This window comes from Ruegeria sp. SCP11, assembly GCF_040329455.1.
In the GTDB taxonomy this organism is placed as follows: Bacteria; Pseudomonadota; Alphaproteobacteria; order Rhodobacterales; family Rhodobacteraceae; genus Ruegeria; species Ruegeria atlantica_E.
This window is the reverse complement of record NZ_JBDZYG010000004.1, coordinates 220457-240867: the sequence shown is the minus strand read 5'-3', so window position 1 is coordinate 240867 and position 20411 is coordinate 220457. Positions and strand designations below refer to the sequence as shown.

The following is a 20411-nucleotide window of genomic DNA, read 5'->3' as shown; positions in this document are numbered from 1 at the left end:
GGGCTGGCACGGGTTTATTTTCCGGCGCAAAATGAAGCAAAAGCTCCGCGGGTTCAATGCGGTTGGTGAGGATTGGGGCAGCCCAGATGGCTAACAAAGACAGTTTGCAAGTTTGGGATCGCCTGCCACCCCTCGCCAACAATAAACCCGTGTTGATTGCCGGGCCGACGGCTTCGGGTAAATCGGCACTGGCTTTGCAGATCGCCGAGACCTTCGGCGGCGTGATCGTCAATGCGGATGCCAGTCAGGTTTATGATTGCTGGCGGGTTATTTCTGCCCGGCCTTCAGCCGAGGAAGAAGCCCGTGCGCCGCATCTGTTGTATGGCCATGTCTCCTATGATCAGGGCTATTCCACCGGTCATTGGGTGCGCGAAGTGACGCCTCTTTTGTTGGGAAATCAGCGCCCGATCATCGTAGGTGGCACCGGCCTGTATTTCTCAGCCCTGACCGAAGGCATGGCCGAAATCCCTGCCACCCCGCCTGAAATCCGGACCGAGGCAGACCAATTGGACCTGCCCACCCTGATCGCCGGTGTTGATGAAGAGACCCTGAATCGGATCGACATTCAGAACCGTGCCCGCGTTCAGCGCGCGTGGGAGGTTCAGAGGGCCACCGGACGCAGCCTGCGCGACTGGCAAGCCGATACGCCCCCCCCGGCTCTGGATATTGCGGACACCGTACCGATCGTTTTTGACGTGGACAAACAATGGCTTCTGAACCGTATCACTCTCCGGTTTGATCAGATGCTGGAGACCGGCGCTCTGCAAGAAGTCGAGGCAATGCGTGACCTGTATGACCCCACACTACCTGCGTTCAAAGCCATCGGTGTGCCCGAGTTGATGGCTTATCTAGACGGCCGAATGACGCTGGACGCAGCCAGAGAGCGCGCGACGATATCCACCCGCCAATTTGCCAAGCGACAACGCACTTGGTTCCGAGCACGAATGCAGAAATGGAATCGCATAGACTTCTCAAAATGATACGTTGCAACGTTAAGTTTTTTTCTTAACGATTCTCAATTCAGTACGCTTTCGACGGTTTACGACAGTATACATCATGGAATTCCAACGGGGCCGCCCATGCCAGAGCGGTAAACTCACCCTGAGCATGTCGTTTTTGTCCCACTTATGACGATTTCGAACGTTGACCTCATCCGAATTCTGGGGCCGAATAGCGACATGGGGATGTTTAGAATCCAACACAACTTCCGAGAACCTGCCGACCGGTGCCAATCGGTCTGAGCGGTTCCATACCTCTTCAAAAAAAATGTGTCACAGGGAGAGACATTCATGAAACATAAAACATTCACCGGAGGACCGGTTCACTGGGCGGCGGAAATGCATGCTCAGGAGTATCGGGACGGCAAACTAAGTCGGCGAGAATTCCTGACCCGTGCCACAGGTTTGGGTGTCACCGCCGTAGCTGCGTACGGAATGATCGGATTGGCAGCTCCTGCTCGCGCCGAAGGCGAAGACGTCAAACAAGAAGGCGGCACCTTGCGTGTGCAAATGAGCGTCCGTGCCTTGAAAGACCCGCGCACATATGACTGGTCGGAAATGGGCAACCAGACCCGCGGCACGCTGGAGTATCTGGTCGAATACAACTCGGACGGTACTTTCCGTGGCATGTTGTTGGAAGGTTGGGAAATCAACGACGACGCCACCGTTTATACGCTGAAAGTCCGCCCTGGCGTAAAATGGAACAATGGTGACGACTTCACTGCCGATGACGTCGCACGAAATATTGCGCGTTGGTGTGACAAGAGTTCGGAAACCAACTCGATGGCCGGCCGCTTCACGACGTTGATCGATGCGGATACAGGTCAAGCCATTGAAGGCGGGATCGAAGTTGTAGATCCGACAACTGTCAAGCTGAACCTACCCACTTCAGACATCTCTTTGATTGCCGGTATGTCGGACTATCCTGCCGCAATCGTCCATAGCTCATTCAACGAAAATGACCTGACCAACAATGTGGGGACCGGCCCCTATCTGATTGAAGAGTTGGAAGTCGGCGTAAAATGTTCGTTGGCGCGCAATGCGGACCACACCTGGTGGGGTGATGAAGTCTTTGGTCGTCCAGCACTGGATCGCATCGAGTATACCGACTATGGCACCGATCCCTCGGCTTGGCTGGCCGCGCTTGAATCGGACGAAGTCGACATGCTGCACGAATCCGTGGGTGAATTCATCGACGTGATGGACGGCCTTGGTTACGAAAAATCCGAAGTGGTCACCATGGCCACCATTGTGATCCGCCCGAACCAGCTGGCTGAGGTTGACGGCAAACAAATCTACGCTGACAAACGCGTGCGTCAAGCATTGCAAATGGCGGTAGACAACGACGTTCTACTGGAACTGGGTTATGGCGGGCGCGGCGCTCCGGCTGAAAACCACCATGTCGGACCAATCCACCCGGACTATGCCGAGCTGCCCAAGCAGACAACCGATCCGGCGGCAGCGAAAAAGCTCATGGAAGAAGCCGGTATGGCCGATTTCGAGCATGAGTTGATTTCGATTGACGACGACTGGCGCCGAAATACGAACGACGCCGTTGCCGCGCAGCTGCGCGACGCGGGGATCAAGGTCAAGCGTACGGTTTTGCCAGGCAATACTTTCTGGAATGACTGGACCAAGTACCCCTATAGCTCGACCAACTGGAACCACCGTCCGCTTGGTGTTCAGATCTGGGCATTGGCTTATAAGTCCGGCGAAGCGTGGAACGAGTTCGGTTGGGCTAACCCCGAGTTTGACGCCATCCTGACAGAAGCCCTTGCCATTGCGGACGCCGACAAACGGCGGGAAGTGGTCGCCAAGGGCGAGGCCTTGATCCAGGAAGAAGGTGTGACCATTCAACCGTATTGGCGAGCACTGTACCGCCACATGAAAGATGGTCTGGTCGGAACTGATATGCATATCTCGTTCGAGCACCACCACTACAAGTGGGGTTGGGCAGCTTAAAAACTGTCAGTCAATCAGCGGGGGCGCCTGATACAGGCGCCCCTTTACAGCCGCAGACAAGCCGACGCCGGGTCGGATGTCCGAGGCCAGACAATGGTCCAATGATCTGCGGAACACCCGAATAACAGGGGCCATCATGGGACTATTCATCCTCCGACGGTTTGGCGTCATGCTGCTGACAGCATTGTGCCTGACTTTCGTGGTCTTCTTTCTGACCAATCTATATCCGAACCTTGAAAAGCTGGCCAAAACGCAGGGCAACCAGCGGATGACCGACGAACAGGTCGAGGCGTGGCTTGGAAACCGCGGCTATCTACAACCTACGCTGATCAAATATGGCCAGTGGCTGGGCGTGGCACCTGGCTTTACCAAAACCCTGGACGACGGCACGTTCGTGGGCACCTGTACCCGTCCCGGACTGACCGAGGAAACAACTCCTCGATATTGCGGAATTCTTCAGGGTGACTGGGGCTACTCCACGGTTTTCAAAGACGAAGTCGGCACTATCGTCGGCAAGCGGCTGGGGAATACCGGTTATCTGATGATGTGGGTTCTGATCCTGATGGTCCCTTCTGCCCTACTCGTGGGCGTATTGGCCGGAATGCGTGAAGGTTCGGCGTTGGATCGGTCTCTATCGACATTCTCCATCGTCACTACTGCAACACCGGAATATGTGTCGGGCGTTATCTTCATCGCGATCTTCACCTCGTCCACTGTAGGCTTGAAATGGTTCAAGGGTACCGCGACGCAGGCTATGGAAAACCCGACTTTCGAAAACTTCTTCCTGCCGGTGCTGACCATCGCGCTTTATGGCATGGGATATATCGCCCGGATGACTCGGGCGTCGATGACCGAAGTGATGACGGCCCAATATATCCGGACTGCGCGCCTGAAAGGTGTCTCTTTCTCGAACATCGTCATGAAACACGCGCTGCGCAATGCGCTGATCGCGCCCTTTACCGTCATCATGCTGCAGTTCCCATGGCTGCTGAACGGTGTGGTCATCGTCGAAACCTTGTTCAACTACAAAGGCTTTGGCTGGGCACTGGTTCAGGCGGCTGGCAACAACGACATCCAGCTATTGCTGGCAGTTTCGGTCGTGTCGGTTTTTGTGGTGCTGGTGACACAGCTGATCTCGGATATCGGCTATGTCTACCTCAACCCGCGCATCCGCATTTCGTAAGGAGGGATAGATTATGGAACCACTTACCTGGACCGGCTCTATCGCCTTCCTGAACCCGCTACTGATGATCGCAATCGCAGCCCTGTTAGTATCCATTGTGATCTGGATTGTTGGCAGCATTGTGTTGTCGGAAACACCGATGAGCGTAAATCTGGACGGAACACTCAGCTCGGGCACAGGTCTGCGCGGTCTGACGCAAAAAGCGCTGCGCTACAGCTTTGTTGCCTGTGTTGCCCTTGCGCTGGCCTACATCATTCTTGGCATCGTAATGGGCACCGGCGCCGGGATCATCGGCGCAATCTCGCAGCAGTTTCTGCCTGTCTGGCTTTCGTTGATCATCCTTTATGCCATGTCTATCGCTTTCAAGCGACGCCTGGGTCTTTATGGCAAATTGTTCGACAGCCCTATTGGCATGATTGGCTTTGGCCTTGTGATGTTCTGGGTGTTCACCGGCATCTTTGGTGCGCTGGACCTGATCGTCACCCATGATCCGCTGGCGCAGGTTTCTGGTATGAAAAACAAGGTGCCCGGAACACCCCTGCCCAGCCCTGAAGAAGGAGAATATACTTGGTATCTGCTGGGCGGCGACAACCTTGCTCGCGACGTTTTCAGCCGCATGGTAAAAGGTGCCTGGATCGTGGTGCAGATCGCACCGCTGGCCACGTTGTTCGCCTTTATGGTCGGCATCACTCTTGGCTTGCCTGCCGGGTACTATGGCGGTCGTCTCGACACGTTCCTGTCTTTCCTGGCCAACCTGATCCTGGCCTTTCCGGTGATCCTGCTCTTCTATCTGCTGGTCACGCCGGAAATCGTGGCGACGGGTGTGCCGAACTATATGGCGGCCGTGTTGTTCATCTTCCCGATCCTGTTCATCGGGGTTCTGCTGAATTCACGCTACTACACTCGGCCGAAATTCCGCACACCGTTACTGATCGGGGTTCTGGGTGTTGCGATCTGGCTGTACCTGTCGTTGATCTCGACTGGCGGCTACATCATCAATACCGACAGCTATCGTATCTGGGGTCTGCCCACCTATCTGGATCTGTTCAACATCCCCGGTGGTATCCTCGTTGTGTTCGTCTCGGTGGTCTTTGTGAACTCACCCACCGTGTTCCGCATTGTGCGGGGGCTGGCGCTGGACATCAAAACCCGTGACTACGTGGCTGCCGCGCAGACCCGAGGTGAAGGCCCCTGGTACATCATGCTGTGGGAGATCCTGCCCAACGCGCGCGGTCCGCTGATCGTCGATTTCTGTCTGCGCATCGGCTATACCACCATCCTTCTGGGGACATTGGGTTTCTTCGGGCTGGGTCTTCCACCGGAAAGCCCGGACTGGGGTTCGACAATCAACGAAGGGCGCAAGCTCTTGTCGATCTACCTGCACCCCGCCCTTCCACCTGCGTTGGCCCTGTTGTCACTGGTTCTTGGTCTGAACCTGCTGGCAGACGGTCTGCGCGAGGAAAGCTTGAAGGATTGATGTGAGCGTGGCCGGGGGCTCTGCCCCCGGACCCCCGGGATTTTTTCAGCCAGATGAAGGGGATCCCCTGACTCTCGCGAGGAGCAAATAAGATGAACAAACTGGCGGATTATGACGGCCCGATCCTGGAGATCGACAAGCTATCGATTTCTTTCTTCACCCGCCTGCGGGAAATTCCCGCTGTCATGGATTTTTCGGTCAGCGTACAGCCCGGTGAAGCCGTAGGGCTCGTGGGTGAATCCGGCTGCGGCAAGTCCACCGTTGCGCTGGGGGTCATGCAGGATCTTGGCAAAAATGGCCGGATCGTTGGCGGCACGATCAAGTTCAAGGGCCGCGATCTGTCCGAGATGACCTCGGACGAGTTGCGCGACATTCGCGGCAACGAAATCGCGATGATCTATCAGGAGCCGATGGCCTCGCTGAACCCGGCAATGAAGATCGGCAAGCAACTGATGGAAGTACCGATGATCCACGAAGGTGTCGGTGCTGAGGAAGCTTACGCGCGTGCTCTTGAAGTGGTCACCGATGTGCGACTGCCCGACCCCGAGCGGATGTTGAACTCCTTCCCGCATCAGTTATCAGGTGGTCAGCAGCAGCGGATCGTGATCGCCATGGCGTTGATGTCCAAACCAGCTTTGCTGATCCTGGATGAGCCCACGACTGCTCTGGACGTGACCGTCGAGGCCGCGGTTGTCGAACTGGTCAAAGATCTGGGCAAAAAATACGGCACTTCGATGCTGTTCATCTCGCACAACCTTGGTCTGGTTTTGGAGACCTGCGACCGGCTCTGCGTGATGTATTCGGGTGAGGCGGTTGAGCGCGGCTCGATTAAGGATGTATTCGACGAGATGCAGCATCCTTACACGCAGGCTCTGTTCCGTTCGATTCCTCTGCCGGGAGCCGACAAGAACGCGCGGCCGCTGGTTGCCATTCCGGGGAACTTCCCACTGCCCCATGAGCGCCCGCCGGGCTGTAACTTTGGCCCGCGCTGCGACTATTTCGAGGAAGGCCGCTGTGACGCTCAGAACATTCTGATGGAACCGGTGCCAGGCAATGACCGTCATCACACGCGCTGTCTGAAATTCCAGGAGATCGACTGGAATGCACCGATCACTGTAGGCGAGCAGAAGGAAAAAGCCGAGATCGGTCGCACCGTTCTGAAGATGGACAACCTCAAGAAATACTATGAGGTGGCCGCGAATGCTTTGTTCGGTGGCGGTGAGAAAAAAGTGGTGAAAGCCAACGAAACGCTCAGCTTCGAAGCGCATGAGTCCGAGACACTGGCCATTGTGGGCGAGTCCGGCTGTGGCAAATCCACCTTTGCCAAGGTTCTGATGGGGCTGGAGACTGCGACGGACGGTCAGATCCTGCTGGACAACCGCAATATCGAAGCTGTGCCCATCGAAGAGCGCGATGCCAAGACAGTGGGCGAAGTTCAGATGGTCTTCCAGAATCCGTTTGATACTCTGAACCCGTCGATGACCGTGGGCCGTCAGATCATACGCGCGTTGGAGATTTTCGGAGTTGGTAATTCCGAAGCCGAGCGCAAGAAACGCATGTTAGAATTGCTCGATCTGGTGAAGCTGCCCCGCGCCTTTGCGGATCGGATGCCAAGGCAACTGTCTGGTGGACAGAAGCAACGTGTCGGTATCGCCCGCGCCTTTGCCGGCGATGCACGAATCGTGGTCGCGGACGAGCCTGTTTCGGCGCTCGACGTATCCGTGCAGGCGGCGGTGACCGATCTGCTGATGGAAATTCAGCGCGAACATAAAACGACTCTACTGTTCATCAGCCACGACCTGTCCATCGTCCGCTATCTCAGCGACCGGGTGATGGTGATGTATTTGGGTCATGTGGTCGAGCTAGGCACCACCGATCAGGTATTTGCCCCACCCTACCACCCCTATACCGAAGCGTTGCTGAGTGCCGTACCGATTGCGGACACATCAATTGAAAAACAGCATATCGTCCTTGAGGGAGATATCCCGTCGGCGATGAGCCCGCCCCCAGGCTGCCCGTTCCAGACAAGATGCCGCTGGAAATCCGAGGTTCCGGGTGGATTGTGCGAAAGCGATGTGCCGCCGGTAAAAACTCTGGCGGATGGACATCAGGTGAAATGCCACTTGGCCGAAGACATTCTGGCCCGCATGGAACCAGTGATAAAAATCGCGGCAGAATAAGCACGCAGACCACGAACGAGTGGCGCTGGCATCTGGCCGGTGTCCCTTGTTGTTTTTCTATTCGGTTAGCCGATTGACGCTCGGGCTCTGCCGATTCCTAATTCACGAACACGATTTTTAAACGAGCACGTTGTGACACTTTTTACCGATGCTCTATGCGCGCTATTCTGTTGACCTCAGCCGATTGCGGCAGCGCGATCTGCGTAGTGCAACATATGAGTGAATGCGAATTATCCGCCCCAGATCACCTTCACGTAGTTTTGGGTTTCCTTATAGGGTGGTACGCCACCGTGTTTTTCGACGGCTTCAGGGCCAGCATTGTAGGCCGCGAGAGCCAAACGCCAGCTTTTGAACTTGCGATACTGCCAAGACAGATACCGCGCGCCACCTTCCAAGTTCTGTTTAGGATCATGTGGGTTAACACCCAGAAGCTGTGCCGTGCCAGGCATCAACTGCGCCAAACCCAACGCACCCTTGTGCGATTTCGCCTGCGGGTTCCAGCCGCTTTCCTGCTGCACCAACCGCAAAAACAAATCTTCCGGAATATTATGCTTACGCGCCGCTTGACGCGCCAGTGTCATGTACTCACCACGGTATTTTCCGGTGTAACGTTTGTTGAACTGAGGTTGAGCGGTCTTTGGTTTCAGCCGTTCGGAATCCCGATACTGGGTTGCAGCACGACTATCTAAGACCTTGGATTGTTTTAAGAATATGTCTTTCCGACTCTTTGTCGACAACGTCTGCGCTGCGACCGGAACCGAAACCAGCGCAAAGAAACAGACCGTAAAACAACCAACCAGAAAACGCATCAACGCCGCTCTCGCTCGTTCAGGAACCTTACCGAGTATAGATATTTCAGTTTATAATGAAAGCTTGGTAAAGAGGCGCTTAGTAATTTCTTGCTCAGTGTTGCAGCCATCAATCTGTGTTTCAACCAAGACGCAGGCCGTATAGGGTCGCTTGGAAACACCGCGCCAGATTCGGGCGCGCTCACGTCAATTAAGAACGGGGAAATACATGGCGGGTTCAGTCAACAAGGTCATTCTGGTCGGAAATCTTGGTGCCGACCCCGAAGTCCGGTCTTTTCAGAATGGCGGCAAGGTTTGCAACTTGCGCCTTGCAACTTCGGAAACATGGAAGGACCGCAATACCGGCGAACGGCGTGATCGGACTCAATGGCATTCGGTCGCGATTTTCTCGGAACCGTTGGCACGGATTGCGGAACAATATCTGCGCAAGGGCAGCAAGGTTTATATTGAAGGCCAGCTGGAAACCCGCAAATGGCAAGATCAATCCGGCCAAGATCGCTATACGACCGAGGTTGTACTGCGCCCATATCGCGGTGAGCTAACCCTTCTGGATTCGCGGGGAGAAGGCGGTGGCGGTGGCTACGGCGGTGGTCAATCGGGCGGTTATGGCGGTGGTCAGGCCGGTGGCGGATACGGCGATCCCTATGGTGGCCAATCCAGCGCCCCTGCCCCTGCATCCGGCGGAATCGACGACGACGAGATTCCGTTCTAAACGCAACGGAGACAAGTCATGACATGGTCCTTCTCACTCGGCCGGGTTCTTGGGTCGGAACTGAGGGTCCATGTCACCTTTTTCCTGCTGTTGGCCTGGGTTGGGTTTGCAGCCTATTCCAGCGGCGGTTTGCCCGCTGCCATCGAAAACCTGATCTTCGTTCTCGCGTTGTTTGCCTGTGTCGTTGCGCATGAATTCGGCCACGCCCTGATGGCACGGCGATACGGGATCAAAACCCCCGACATCACTCTGCTGCCGATCGGAGGCCTGGCCCGGCTGGAACGGATGCCGGATCAACCGATGCAAGAGGTCTGGGTGGCGCTCGCCGGGCCCGCCGTGAACATCGTAATCTGGGTCGTACTGGTGGCGTTTGGCGCAGGAATGCCTATCGAGGCAATGACGCAGATCGACACGACCGGCCCGAGTTTGCTGAACCGATTGGCCTACGTGAACCTCCTGCTGGCGGCCTTCAATATGATCCCAGCCTTTCCGATGGATGGCGGGCGTGTTTTCCGCGCCTTGCTATGCTTGAAGATGGACAGGGTCAAAGCCACAAAAGTTGCCGCCTCGGGCGGACAAATCGTTGCCGTGGCCTTTGGCTTTTGGGGTTTGAGCACTGGCAACCCAATATTGGTGCTTATCGCAATTTTTGTCTTTGTCGCCGCCACTTCCGAAAGCCAGGATGTCGCCATGCGTTCGGTCGTGCGCCGGGTTCAGGCACGTGATGCGATGATTACGGAATTCCACGCCCTGTCTCCATCCGACACACTGGCAACGGCGGCGCAGGCGGTCATTCACACCACGCAACACGAATTCCCGGTTCTGGATGCCGAAGGCGCTTTGCTGGGATTCTTGACCCGCAACCGCCTGTTTGCGGCGCTGGCTGGGGACAATCCACGCTCGAATCCGGTCACATCTATCATGGAAACGGATATCCCGCAGATACAGTTGACAAGCGGGCTCGAGACGGTGCTGGAGAAACTACACGAGGGCGCCCCGGCCATCGCTGTCTGCACGCAGGCCGGGAATATGATTGGCTATATAACCCGCGAGAACATCGGTGAGTTGATGGTGATCCGCGGCCGCTAATCAGGCTGTGGCCAATGCGTCTTCCAGTACGGAAACCACGGCCTCGCGCGGGACGTCCGAGGTCACGAATGCTTCACCGATTCCGCGTGCCAGAATGAACCGCAGTTGGCCGTCTATGACCTTTTTGTCCTGCGCCATCAAATCCACTAAAGCTTCAGCTCCCGGTAAATCGCCAGGGATATCGGCCAAATCTGTTTTCATCCCCATCGCACGCAGGTGCGCGCGGACCCGACTTGGATCTTCCTGCGAACACAGGCCAAGTCGCGAGGACAACTCAAACGCCAGCGCACAACCGATGGCCACGCCTTCACCATGCAAAAGACGGTCCGAATACCCGGTCGCGGCCTCAAGCGCATGACAGAAAGTGTGGCCGAGGTTCAGCAGCGCACGGTCACCCTGCTCGGTCTCATCCCGAGCTACGATATCGGCCTTCATCTGCACCGATCGAGTCACGGCGCGCACCCGCGCATCCATGTCTCCGCCGGAAACATCTGTCCCGTTTGCCTCAAGCCATTCAAAGAACGCCGCGTCACCCAGCAGACCGTATTTCACAACTTCGCCGTAACCGGAGAGGAAGTCCCTCTGGGTCATGGTGCCAAGCACCGAGGTATCTGCCAGCACCAGTGATGGCTGATGAAACGCTCCGATCAGGTTCTTGCCTTGCGGTGCGTTGATCCCGGTCTTGCCGCCCACCGAACTGTCGACCTGCGCCAGCAGAGAAGTCGGGATTTGTACAAACCGCACACCCCGGCGCAGGACAGCGGCAGCAAAGCCAACCAGATCTCCGATCACACCGCCGCCCAGAGCAACAACCACGTCGCGGCGCTCGATTTTCTCGGCCAGCAACCATTCGACCGTGCGTTCAAAATGCGACCAGCTTTTTGTGCTCTCCCCCGCAGGCAAAGTCAGCGAGGACATTTTGATCCCTGCAGAGGCCAACCCGTCACGCAGAGCGTCCAGATGCAGCGCTGCTACATTCTCATCAGTCACAACTGCAACCTTTGGACGCTGCAACAACGGCGCAATCCGGGTGCCCGCCTGTGCGAGCAAGTCCGGACCGATTTCTACGTCGTACGAGCGTTCGCCCAGTTCTACATGTACGGTTTGGTGCATTACTTCCGTTCCAAAACATCGGGGCGGGTTGCCAAAGCGTCCAACACCCGGTTCACCATATTTTCAATCGAGGTCTCACCATCCGACTCAGCGATCAGGTCCGCCTGCGCATAAACTGGCACTCGAGCCTCATACAAGCCGCGCAACGTCGCATAGGGGTCAGCCGTGCGCAGCAATGGGCGCGTGTCCTTGTGTTTGACCCGGTTCCACAGAACCTCAAGGTCGGCTCGCAACCAGACAGAAACACCACGCTCGGTGATCATTGAGCGGTTCTGTTCCGCAAGAAAAGCGCCGCCCCCGGTCGACAGAATGCCTTTTTCCTCATCCAACAAACGTCCGATGACCTGCGATTCCTTGGCGCGGAAAAACGGTTCTCCGTCGCGTTCGAAAATCTCGGGGATGGTCATATTGGCCGCCGATTCGATTTCGGCATCGCTGTCGAGGAAGGGAACACCCAGTCGCGCGGCCAGCGCGCGACCCACGGCAGTCTTTCCTGCCCCCATCATACCTACAAGAACCACTGTTTTGTGCAGTGCAAAACCCGCATCCGGGTCTGAGATGGAGGTGTTATGCTTAATTTCGCTCATTTCACCGTGAATGACGTGATCTTAAGAAAAATGCTAGCTATAACTATGACAAAAGAGAAAATTGAGGCAGCGTTGAGCAATGGGCCGTCTGATCAAGTTCCTGTTATATCTGATTTGCCTGTGTTTTATCGGGCTGGTGGCATACGCCTATCTAGGTCCGTTTTTCGGCGTAGATTTCTCGGCGCCACAAGACGAGATACGAGAACCGGTAATCCTGAATGTCGAATAAGGCCGCAGTGTTCGCGCTGTTTCTGGCCGGATCGGCGCAGGCGCAGCAAGAACCTCTTTCTGTCATTGAATGGCTGAGCAATCCCCCAGAGAACCTGCCGGGGACCGTTCTGCTTGAACCTCCGGTGACAGAAACCGGCCTGCAACCGGATGTCGTGGTCACACCGCTGGAGGCACTGTCACCGCCGCTTGGCTTGGTGTCTTCTTCAGTGACCGGCCTGCCTGTCGGCATTTGGCAGAACAGCGATCCGGACCGACTGGCACAGTTGATCGCTCGCGTGCCAGTCAAGTACAACCCCGCGATGCAGCGCCTTTTGTTCACCCTGCTTCTGTCCGAGGCGAGAGCACCTGCAGGGCAGAATGCTAAGGAAGTACTGTTGCTGGCCCGCCTTGACCGACTAATGCAACTGGGTGCCGCAGACCCTGTGCAGTCTTTGGTACAACTAGCCGGACCCACTGACAGCCGCGAACGGTTTCAGCGTTGGTTCGACGCAACCCTTCTAACCGGGGATGAAGATCGCAGTTGTACCGCTCTGATTGCGCAACCGCATCTGTCGCAAGACTACGCGGCGCAAATTTTTTGCAAGGCTCGCCGGGGCGACTGGGCGTCTGCCGCCCTAACGCTTGAGGCCGCCCATGCATTACAGATCCTGCCGCCCGAAGATCTGGACGTTCTGGATCGCTTCCTCAGCCCCGAATTGTTTGAGGATGCCGAGTATCTGCCGCAACCAGACAAACCCGACCCGCTGACGTTTCGATTGTTCGAAGCTATCGGTGAACGCCTGCCCTCCGCCCCGCTGCCACGTGCTTTTGCCAACGCGGACCTGCGTGATGTGGCCGGATGGAAAGCACAGATCGAGGCGGCTGAGCGGCTGACCCGGATCGGTGCGCTGACACCCAACCAACTGCTAGGGCTCTATACCGAGCGTGATCCCGCAGCCTCGGGCGCTGTCTGGGACAGGGTTGCGGCCATTCAGAAATTCGAAAGCGCACTTGAATCCGGCGAGCCTGAATCGATTGTCACCACCCTGCCAGCTGTCTGGCGTCAAATGCGCAGCGTTGGCCTTGAGGTTCCCTTTGCCGAATTGTTCGCCGAACGTCTGGCGCAGTTTTCGCTGCCGGACGCTAAAGCCGAGGACCTGCGGTGGCGTATCCTTCTGCTATCCGAACTCTATGAAAGCGCCGCCCTGTCACCGCCGGACCAGTCTGAGGAAACGCTGTTTCTGGCAGCTCTGGCGCAGGGCGATCCAGGCCGCGCGCGTACACCATCGCCGCAGGCCGATGCGGTGGCTCAAGGATTTGCTTGGGCCGCGCCAATCCCTTCGGATATTGAAGCGATGCTGAATAATGACCAGCTGGGTGAGGCCATTCTTGAAACTATGGAGTTGTTCGCGCATGGCGCGCGCGGCAACCTTGTCGATCTGACCGCCGCCATAGCAACGCTGCGCCGGGTGGGTCTAGAGGACACTGCCCGCCGAGCGGCCCTGAACCTTCTGATTCTGCAGGGCACCTGATCATGCCATCACCAACAACTGCGGACCTTTGGATTTCCACATTCCTGCAAGCGCAAGCCGCCGAGCTTGGTGCGGCCAACAACACTCTGTTGGCTTATGGCCGTGACCTGAAGGACTTTGCCGCCTGGTTGGAGCGTCGCAAAACCGGGTTTGCCGAAGCCGATCGGGATCGGATCGAGGCTTATCTGATCGACTGTGACGCACAGGGACTGGCGCAATCTACCCGTGCGCGACGGCTGTCGGCGATCAAACAGATCTACCGCTTTGCTTTCGAGGAAGGTTGGCGAGACGCCAACCCCGCCATTCAGATCAAAGGACCCGGACGACAGAAGCGCCTGCCCAAAACGCTGGATGTGCCCGAGGTCGACCGGTTGCTGCATGCCGCCCGTCAGACTGGGCGCACCGAGGGGGACCGAGTGCGCAACACCTGCCTGATGGAGGTTCTCTATGCCACCGGCATGCGTGTGACCGAGTTGGTTTCGCTGCCGGTTTCTTCCGCCCGGGGCGACCCACGCATGCTGCTGGTGCTTGGCAAAGGCGGCAAGGAACGGATGGTGCCTTTGTCCCCTCCTGCCCGAGAAGCTTTGGCGGTATGGCTCATGGTCCGTGATGAGGCCGAGGATCAGCTCGTATCCGATGGCGGCCAGAGGTCCAAATTCCTGTTCCCTTCGCGCGGTAAGTCCGGGCACCTGACGCGACACATGTTCTTCCTGCTGGTCAAAGAACTGGCTGTTCAGGGCGGCGTGCCACCGGAAAAGGTCACCCCGCACACACTTCGCCATGCCTTTGCAACGCATCTGCTGGCCAACGGCGCCGACTTGCGGTCAATCCAAACCCTGCTAGGTCATGCCGACGTGGCGACCACGGAGATCTACACCCATGTTCTGGACGAACGTCTGGCCGAGCTGGTGTTGGAGCATCACCCGCTGGCGAAAGACCCGGAAGACAATGGCTAACCCCTTGATCCGCAGGGGTCGCGCCCCCATAACGGATGCAGTAACACCAATAACTAAGGACCGATGGAACCCTCTTCTTCTCTGATCGACGGCGCATTTTGGTTTACCACAGGCGCTATTCTGCTTTTGCTTGTCCTGTCGGGCTTTTTCTCGGGTTCTGAAACGGCTTTGACCGCCTCGTCACGCGGCAAGTTGCGGGCGCAAGCCGACAAGGGTTCGCGCGGCGCACAAAAAGCGCTGGATATCACAGATGATAATGAACGGCTGATCGGATCGGTCCTGCTGGGCAACAACCTGGTCAACATCCTCGCGGCGTCGCTGGCGACAGCACTGTTCACGCGACTGTTCGGTGAAAGCGGAGTGGCTCTGGCTACTCTGGTGATGACCTTGCTGGTGCTGATCTTTGCCGAGGTACTGCCCAAGACCTACGCGATTACCAACGCCGAAAAAGCCGCTTCGCTCGTGGCACCGATCATCAGCGTCGTCGTTAAGGTTTTTTCACCCATCGTTGCTGCGGTGCGCCTGCTGGTGCGCGGCGTCCTGCGCCTGTTTGGCGTGCAAATCGACCCGGATAGCAACATCCTCGCAGTCCGTGAGGAAATCGCCGGGGCTTTGCAGCTGGGCCACTCTGAAGGCGTGGTCGAGAAAGAAGACCGTGACCGTATCCTCGGTGCGCTGGATCTGGGTGATCGCGCGGTGGAAGAGATCATGCTCCACCGCTCGAATATCGAGATGATAGATGCCGACGACGCGCCCGAAGCAATTCTGCAGCAATGTTTGAAGAGCCCACATACCCGTCTGCCCGTGTTTCGGGATGAGCAGGAGAATATCGTAGGCGTCGTCCACGCCAAGGATCTGTTTCGTGCCATGTATGCCCATGCTGGGGGCACCGAAGGCGACTCCAATCGCTTGAAGGAATTCGACATCTCGAAAGTGGCGAATGACCCCTATTTCGTGCCGGAAACCACCACTCTGGACGACCAGATGCGTGAGTTCCTGCGGATGCACAGCCACTTTGCACTGGTGGTTGACGAGTATGGTTCATTACGGGGTTTGATCACGTTGGAGGATATCCTCGAAGAAATCGTGGGTGAGATTGCCGACGAGTTCGATATCGAGGAAGACGTTCCCGTGACACGCACCGAGGACGGTCAGTTTCTGGTCGAAGGCGCGATGACGATCCGCGATGCCAACCGGGCGATGGACTGGACACTGCCCGATGACGAGGCGAACACTGTAGCCGGGCTTGTCATTCACGAGGCTCAGATGATCCCGGTGGTAGGTCAGGTGTTCTCGTTCCACGGGTTCAGGTTCGAAGTCACCGCGAAGGAAGGCAACCGGGTAACCGAACTCAAAATCCGACCACTGTAAAGAAAACCGGCGCCCAACATTGGGCGCCGGTTCTGTTTAGGGGTTACGCGAACCAGGTACGGCTGGCGACGTAACCGTCCATTAGGTCACCGTTCGCATGCGCGGTCCAACCGGTCACCTTGTCCGAGTAGCCGTCGATGAACTGGTTGAACATCGGGTTGATCAGACCACCCTCTTCCCAAACAATCCGCGCCATCTGAGCGTAGATGTCTTTACGTTTGGCAGTATCCAATTCAGCCCGCGCTTTCAGCAACAGGGCGTCGAACTCTTCGTTCTTGAAACGGGTGTCATTCCAGTCAGCAGTCGAGAGATAGCCAACCGACCACATCTGATCCTGCACCGGACGGCCACCCCAGTAAGAGGCACAGAACGGTTTGTTGTTCCAGACTTCCGACCAGTAGCCATCTGCCGGTTCACGCTGGATTTCCAGCGGGATACCCACTGCCTGCGCTGACAGTTGGAACAGCTGCGCAGCGTCGATCGCACCGGCAAAGGCGGCGTCCGAAACGTGCAGCACGATGGGAGAGCCGTCATGACCCGAGGCCTTGTAGTGCTCTGCCGCCTTGGCCAGATCGAACTGGCGTTGCTCCATCGTGTCATCAAACAACGGATAGGCTTCGTTGATCGGAATATCGTTACCGATCGAACCAAAGCCACGCAGGACCTTGTCGACCAGTTCCTCGCGGTTGATGGCATATTTCAGAGCCAGACGCAGGTCTTTGTTGTCGAAAGGCGCGGTGTCAGTGTGCATGACAAAGATGTAGTGCCCTCGGCCCGAAGTCGCGTTAAGTGTAACTCCCGGAGCGCGGCCAAACAGCTTGGCGGTGCGCGGCGGCACGATGTTGATGGCGTGCACCTGCCCCGCCTGCAGCGCCGCCGAACGAGCGGTGTCGTCGTTCAGAACAAGGATTTCGTGGCTGTCATAGTGGCCGACAGTCTCATCCCAATGGTTGGCGAATTTCTCGAACGCGTAACGCACGCCTGGTTCGTCCGCGATAACCTTATACGCACCGGTCGAAATCCCTTCGGCAGGATTATCAATGCCACCGCCCGGCTGGATCACCAAGTGATAGTCCGACACCAGATACGGCAGGTCAGCGTTGGGTGTTGTCAGCGTGATCACCACATAGTCGCCATCAACCCGCACATCCTCGACCCCGCGCATGATGCCCAGAGCACCCGATTGCGATTCTTCGTTCGAATGGCGCGCCAGCGTTTGCTGCACATCCTCGGGGGTCAGGGTCTTGCCGTTGTGGAATTCAACACCCTTGCGGATCAAGAAGGTCCAGACCTTGCCATCCTCAGTCGCTTCCCAGCTTTCCGCGAGGCTCGGCTCGATACCGCCATCGGCTGTGACTACGGTCAGCGTGTTACCATAGGCCCGCAGCGCCTTGGCCGTCACGTGCGATGCCGACAGGGCCGGATCCAGTGTGTTGGTGCTTTCGCCCCCCTTCAGCCCCAGTACGAAATGGCCACCCTTGTTGGGTGTGTCGGCCAGACCGGCCTCAGCCCAGATCAGGTTCGCGGCTGTAGCGCTAAGGCCAAGTGCAGCGGCTTTTGCCAAAAATTCACGGCGGCTCAGCGCTTGGGGTTGGGGATCAAACTTGTTCATTTCTAGTCCTTGTAGAGTGGTTTACGCGGCATCCAATTCGGGCGCCTCGTAGTTCGATTCTGTAACAGAACCGTGACCGTTTCTTATTTCCTCTGCACCGTTGTGCAAATTGCTGAAACGACATGTTGTGTCGCATTCTGTGTTGCATCGACGACCTCGCTGATCAGACTGGGAAAAACACTGACGGAGGCGTTCATGAAACTTCAAACCCGCGTGGCGGTGATTGGCGGCGGCGTCGTCGGTTGCTCCGTGTTGTACCACCTGACCAAACTGGGCTGGTCGGATGTCATGCTTCTGGAGCGGTCGGAACTCACCAGCGGTTCGACCTGGCACGCGGCGGGTGGGTTTCACACCCTGAACGGTGACACCAATATGGCCGCGCTACAGGGGTATACGATCCGGCTATATAAAGAGCTGGAAGAGATTACCGGCATGTCCTGCGGCCTTCACCATGTTGGTGGAGTGACTCTGGCCGACAATCAAGACCGGTTCGACATGCTGCTGGCCGAGCGCGCTAAGCACCGCTTCATGGGATTGGAGACCGAAATCGTCGGGCCGGAAGAGATCAAGAAAATCGCGCCAATCACCAATACCGACGGGATTATCGGCGCGCTCTACGATCCGTTGGATGGGCATTTGGACCCATCCGGCACAACCCATGCATATGCCAAAGCAGCGCGCATGGGTGGCGCCACAATCGAAACCCATTGCATGGTGCGCGAAACCAACCAGCGGCCCGATGGAAGCTGGGATGTGGTGACCGACAAGGGCACCATCCATGCCGAGCACATCGTCAACGCCGGTGGCTTGTGGGCACGAGAAGTCGGCGCGATGGCCGGTGTCTATTTCCCGCTTCACCCAATGGAGCATCAGTATCTGGTGACGGATTCCATCCCTGACATCGAGGCGATCATCGACGCCGGCGGCGAACACCCGCATGTCATGGACCCCGCCGGAGAAAGCTATCTCCGGCAAGAAGGTCGGGGTCTGTGCATCGGATTCTACGAACAACCCTGCAAACCCTGGGCAGTCGATGGAACGCCTTGGGAATTCGGCCACGAGTTGCTGCCCGACGATTATGACAAGATCACCGATAGTATCGAGTTCGCCTATAAACGCTTCCCGGTTCTGGCCGAAGCCGGGGTTAAATCGGTGATCCACGGGCCATTCACTTTTGCACCGGACGGGAACCCTTTGGTCGGGCCGGTGCCGGGGATGCGCAACTACTGGTCAGCCTGCGGAGTAATGGCCGGATTCAGCCAAGGCGGCGGAGTTGGTCTGACGCTGGCGCAATGGATGATTGAGGGTGAACCCGAGCGCGATGTGTTCGCGATGGATGTTGCGCGTTTCGGCGACTGGATCAGCCCCGGCTATACCCGCCCGAAAGTCATCGAAAACTATCAGAAACGGTTCAGCGTTGCCTATCCGAACGAAGAACTGCCTGCCGCGCGGCCGAACCGTACAACGCCGATGTACGATATCTTCAGCGATCTTGGCGCGGTTTGGGGTCAGCAATACGGGTTGGAAGTTCCGAACTACTTCGCCCAGGGCGATGAGCCGGGTTACGAGACCCCTTCCTTTCGCCGCTCGGATGCGTTTGACGCAACAGGCCGCGAGGTGCGCGCAGTCCGCAACGCTGTCGGCATCAATGAAGTCCACAATTTCGGCAAGTACCGCATCACTGGCCCCTCGGCGCGTGACTGGTTGGACTGGATCATGGCGGGACGGATTCCCCAAACGGGTCGACTGTCGCTGACTCCAATGTTGTCGCCAAAGGGCAAGCTGATTGGGGATTTCACCGTTTCCTGTCTGAATGAAGGTGAATTCCATCTGACAGCTTCCTATGGCAGCCAAGCGTTTCATATGCGTTGGTTCCTGCAGCACCAGCAGGACGGCGTGCGAATTGAGAACATCAGTGATCAATTGAACGGGTTCCAGATCGCAGGCCCCAAGGCCGCAGAAGTTCTGGCGGACTGTACCCGAGAGGAAATCTCGAACCTGCGGTTCCTGGATGTTCGCCGCATGACAATCGGCATGACAGACTGCATCGTCCAGAGGGTCAGCTATACCGGTGACCTGGGGTACGAGATTTATTGCGATCCGATGGCGCAACGACAGCTCTGGTGGACATTGTGGCAAGCGGGGCAACCACATGGCATCGTGCCCTTTGGCATGCGCGCGATGATGAGCCTGCGCCTGGACAAGTTTTTTGGTTCCTGGATGCGGGAATTCTCGCCTGACTATACCGCAGCTGAAACAGGTCTGGACCGGTTTATCGCGTTTTCGAAAGACGCAGAATTTATCGGTCGGGCTCCAGCCGAACAAGAGAGAGCGCAAGGACCAACGCGCAAACTGGTTGCGTTCGAGGTAGACGCGGATGATGCCGATGTGAACGCATACGAGCCCATCTGGTTGGAAAACAGGGTCGTTGGCTTCTGCACGTCGGGTGGGTTTTCCCACTACGCTCAAAAGTCGGTCGCGTTGGGCTTCCTACCGACAAGCCGGGTGGCAGATGGGTTACAAGTTGAAATTGAAGTCCTGGGCCAATTGCGTAAGGCCAAAGTAATTTCGGAGCCGCTATTTGATGCCGATGGTGCCCGCATGCGGGGATGACACCACA

General features: G+C 57.1%; 17 protein-coding genes. 12 read left to right on the top strand and 5 right to left on the bottom strand.

The window, feature by feature from the left end; translation table 11 throughout:
* Window positions 1-86: 86 nt before the first annotated feature.
* Together miaA and ABLN94_RS08310 are read left to right on the top strand one after the other, a co-directional pair.
* A complete protein-coding gene (miaA, locus tag ABLN94_RS08315; protein WP_352991471.1) occupies window positions 87-980 on the top strand; it encodes a tRNA (adenosine(37)-N6)-dimethylallyltransferase MiaA in 894 nt (297 codons plus the stop codon).
* 309 nt (window positions 981-1289) lie between these two features.
* A complete protein-coding gene (locus ABLN94_RS08310; protein ID WP_352991468.1) occupies window positions 1290-2960 on the top strand; it encodes an ABC transporter substrate-binding protein in 1671 nt (556 codons plus the stop codon).
* Window positions 2961-2966: 6 nt separating this feature from the next.
* On the opposite strand, the gene ABLN94_RS08305 is transcribed toward ABLN94_RS08310, so the two are convergent.
* On the bottom strand, window positions 2967-3098 hold the full coding sequence (locus ABLN94_RS08305; RefSeq protein WP_352991465.1) for a hypothetical protein: 132 nt from the start codon (window positions 3096-3098) through the stop codon (window positions 2967-2969).
* Here ABLN94_RS08305 and ABLN94_RS08300 point away from each other — a divergent pair.
* The 3 genes from ABLN94_RS08300 (at window position 3097) to ABLN94_RS08290 (ending at window position 7800) form a co-directional block, all read left to right on the top strand.
* The gene (locus ABLN94_RS08300) at window positions 3097-4143 is read left to right on the top strand and encodes an ABC transporter permease (protein WP_352991462.1); all 1047 of its coding nucleotides are present in this window, start codon (window positions 3097-3099) and stop codon (window positions 4141-4143) included. The genes ABLN94_RS08305 and ABLN94_RS08300 overlap by 2 nt on opposite strands.
* Before the next feature lie 13 nt (window positions 4144-4156).
* Complete coding sequence (locus ABLN94_RS08295; RefSeq protein WP_352991459.1) at window positions 4157-5620, top strand: ABC transporter permease; 1464 nt, start codon at window positions 4157-4159, stop codon at window positions 5618-5620.
* 92 nt (window positions 5621-5712) lie between these two features.
* Window positions 5713-7800 (top strand): ABC transporter ATP-binding protein, encoded by a 2088-nt coding sequence (locus ABLN94_RS08290; protein ID WP_352991457.1) that lies wholly within the window; start codon window positions 5713-5715, stop codon window positions 7798-7800.
* 230 nt (window positions 7801-8030) lie between these two features.
* Here the strand turns inward: ABLN94_RS08290 and ABLN94_RS08285 are convergent, their stop codons facing one another.
* Window positions 8031-8609 carry a lytic transglycosylase domain-containing protein gene (locus ABLN94_RS08285; RefSeq protein WP_352991455.1) on the bottom strand — a complete coding sequence of 193 codons (579 nt, stop codon included), beginning with the start codon at window positions 8607-8609 and terminating at the stop codon, window positions 8031-8033.
* A 208-nt stretch (window positions 8610-8817) separates the two neighbouring features.
* Here ABLN94_RS08285 and ssb point away from each other — a divergent pair, with 208 nt between their 5' ends.
* Together ssb and ABLN94_RS08275 are read left to right on the top strand one after the other, a co-directional pair.
* On the top strand, window positions 8818-9321 hold the full coding sequence (ssb, locus tag ABLN94_RS08280; protein ID WP_170487227.1) for a single-stranded DNA-binding protein: 504 nt from the start codon (window positions 8818-8820) through the stop codon (window positions 9319-9321).
* Between the two features lie 18 nt (window positions 9322-9339).
* Window positions 9340-10410, top strand: coding sequence for a site-2 protease family protein (locus ABLN94_RS08275; RefSeq protein ID WP_352991452.1), 1071 nt, complete (start codon window positions 9340-9342; stop codon window positions 10408-10410).
* Here the strand turns inward: ABLN94_RS08275 and aroB are convergent, their stop codons facing one another.
* Window positions 10411-11523, bottom strand: a complete 1113-nt coding sequence (gene aroB / locus ABLN94_RS08270; RefSeq protein ID WP_352991450.1) for a 3-dehydroquinate synthase — start codon at window positions 11521-11523, stop codon at window positions 10411-10413.
* The gene (locus tag ABLN94_RS08265; protein WP_352991448.1) at window positions 11523-12110 is read right to left on the bottom strand and encodes a shikimate kinase; all 588 of its coding nucleotides are present in this window, start codon (window positions 12108-12110) and stop codon (window positions 11523-11525) included. The genes aroB and ABLN94_RS08265 overlap by 1 nt, the downstream gene beginning before the upstream one ends.
* Before the next feature lie 79 nt (window positions 12111-12189).
* On the opposite strand from ABLN94_RS08265, the gene ABLN94_RS08260 reads away from it, so the two are divergent.
* The 4 genes from ABLN94_RS08260 to ABLN94_RS08245 all read left to right on the top strand — a co-directional run bounded on the left by ABLN94_RS08260 (window position 12190) and on the right by ABLN94_RS08245 (window position 16179).
* Entirely contained in the window at window positions 12190-12339 is a 150-nt protein-coding gene (locus ABLN94_RS08260; protein WP_352991446.1) for a hypothetical protein, read from the top strand.
* Window positions 12329-13852: a hypothetical protein gene (locus tag ABLN94_RS08255; RefSeq protein ID WP_352991444.1), complete on the top strand. Its 1524-nt coding sequence runs from the start codon at window positions 12329-12331 to the stop codon at window positions 13850-13852. Before ABLN94_RS08260 ends, ABLN94_RS08255 begins: the two co-directional genes overlap by 11 nt.
* Before the next feature lie 2 nt (window positions 13853-13854).
* Window positions 13855-14808 (top strand): site-specific tyrosine recombinase XerD, encoded by a 954-nt coding sequence (locus ABLN94_RS08250; RefSeq protein ID WP_352991441.1) that lies wholly within the window; start codon window positions 13855-13857, stop codon window positions 14806-14808.
* A 63-nt stretch (window positions 14809-14871) separates the two neighbouring features.
* Window positions 14872-16179: an HlyC/CorC family transporter gene (locus ABLN94_RS08245; protein WP_352991439.1), complete on the top strand. Its 1308-nt coding sequence runs from the start codon at window positions 14872-14874 to the stop codon at window positions 16177-16179.
* A gap of 43 nt (window positions 16180-16222) precedes the next feature.
* Here the strand turns inward: ABLN94_RS08245 and ABLN94_RS08240 are convergent, their stop codons facing one another.
* On the bottom strand, window positions 16223-17791 hold the full coding sequence (locus ABLN94_RS08240; RefSeq protein WP_352991436.1) for an ABC transporter substrate-binding protein: 1569 nt from the start codon (window positions 17789-17791) through the stop codon (window positions 16223-16225).
* Between the two features lie 195 nt (window positions 17792-17986).
* Here ABLN94_RS08240 and ABLN94_RS08235 point away from each other — a divergent pair, with 195 nt between their 5' ends.
* Window positions 17987-20404: a GcvT family protein gene (locus ABLN94_RS08235; RefSeq protein WP_352991434.1), complete on the top strand. Its 2418-nt coding sequence runs from the start codon at window positions 17987-17989 to the stop codon at window positions 20402-20404.
* The last annotated feature ends 7 nt before the right edge of the window (window positions 20405-20411 follow it).

Excerpts from the sequence above, each read along its gene's own strand:
- miaA (WP_352991471.1), top strand. The coding sequence starts at position 87 with ATGGCTAACAAAGACAGTTTGCAAGTTTGGGATCGCCTGCCACCCCTC.
- ABLN94_RS08310 (WP_352991468.1), top strand. The coding sequence starts at position 1,290 with ATGAAACATAAAACATTCACCGGAGGACCGGTTCACTGGGCGGCGGAA.
- ABLN94_RS08300 (WP_352991462.1), top strand. The coding sequence starts at position 3,097 with ATGGGACTATTCATCCTCCGACGGTTTGGCGTCATGCTGCTGACAGCA.
- ABLN94_RS08305 (WP_352991465.1), bottom strand. The coding sequence starts at position 3,098 with ATGATGGCCCCTGTTATTCGGGTGTTCCGCAGATCATTGGACCATTGT.
- ABLN94_RS08295 (WP_352991459.1), top strand. The coding sequence starts at position 4,157 with ATGGAACCACTTACCTGGACCGGCTCTATCGCCTTCCTGAACCCGCTA.
- ABLN94_RS08290 (WP_352991457.1), top strand. The coding sequence starts at position 5,713 with ATGAACAAACTGGCGGATTATGACGGCCCGATCCTGGAGATCGACAAG.
- ABLN94_RS08285 (WP_352991455.1), bottom strand. The coding sequence starts at position 8,609 with ATGCGTTTTCTGGTTGGTTGTTTTACGGTCTGTTTCTTTGCGCTGGTT.
- ssb (WP_170487227.1), top strand. The coding sequence starts at position 8,818 with ATGGCGGGTTCAGTCAACAAGGTCATTCTGGTCGGAAATCTTGGTGCC.
- ABLN94_RS08275 (WP_352991452.1), top strand. The coding sequence starts at position 9,340 with ATGACATGGTCCTTCTCACTCGGCCGGGTTCTTGGGTCGGAACTGAGG.
- aroB (WP_352991450.1), bottom strand. The coding sequence starts at position 11,523 with ATGCACCAAACCGTACATGTAGAACTGGGCGAACGCTCGTACGACGTA.
- ABLN94_RS08265 (WP_352991448.1), bottom strand. The coding sequence starts at position 12,110 with ATGAGCGAAATTAAGCATAACACCTCCATCTCAGACCCGGATGCGGGT.
- ABLN94_RS08260 (WP_352991446.1), top strand. The coding sequence starts at position 12,190 with ATGGGCCGTCTGATCAAGTTCCTGTTATATCTGATTTGCCTGTGTTTT.
- ABLN94_RS08255 (WP_352991444.1), top strand. The coding sequence starts at position 12,329 with ATGTCGAATAAGGCCGCAGTGTTCGCGCTGTTTCTGGCCGGATCGGCG.
- ABLN94_RS08250 (WP_352991441.1), top strand. The coding sequence starts at position 13,855 with ATGCCATCACCAACAACTGCGGACCTTTGGATTTCCACATTCCTGCAA.
- ABLN94_RS08245 (WP_352991439.1), top strand. The coding sequence starts at position 14,872 with ATGGAACCCTCTTCTTCTCTGATCGACGGCGCATTTTGGTTTACCACA.
- ABLN94_RS08240 (WP_352991436.1), bottom strand. The coding sequence starts at position 17,791 with ATGAACAAGTTTGATCCCCAACCCCAAGCGCTGAGCCGCCGTGAATTT.
- ABLN94_RS08235 (WP_352991434.1), top strand. The coding sequence starts at position 17,987 with ATGAAACTTCAAACCCGCGTGGCGGTGATTGGCGGCGGCGTCGTCGGT.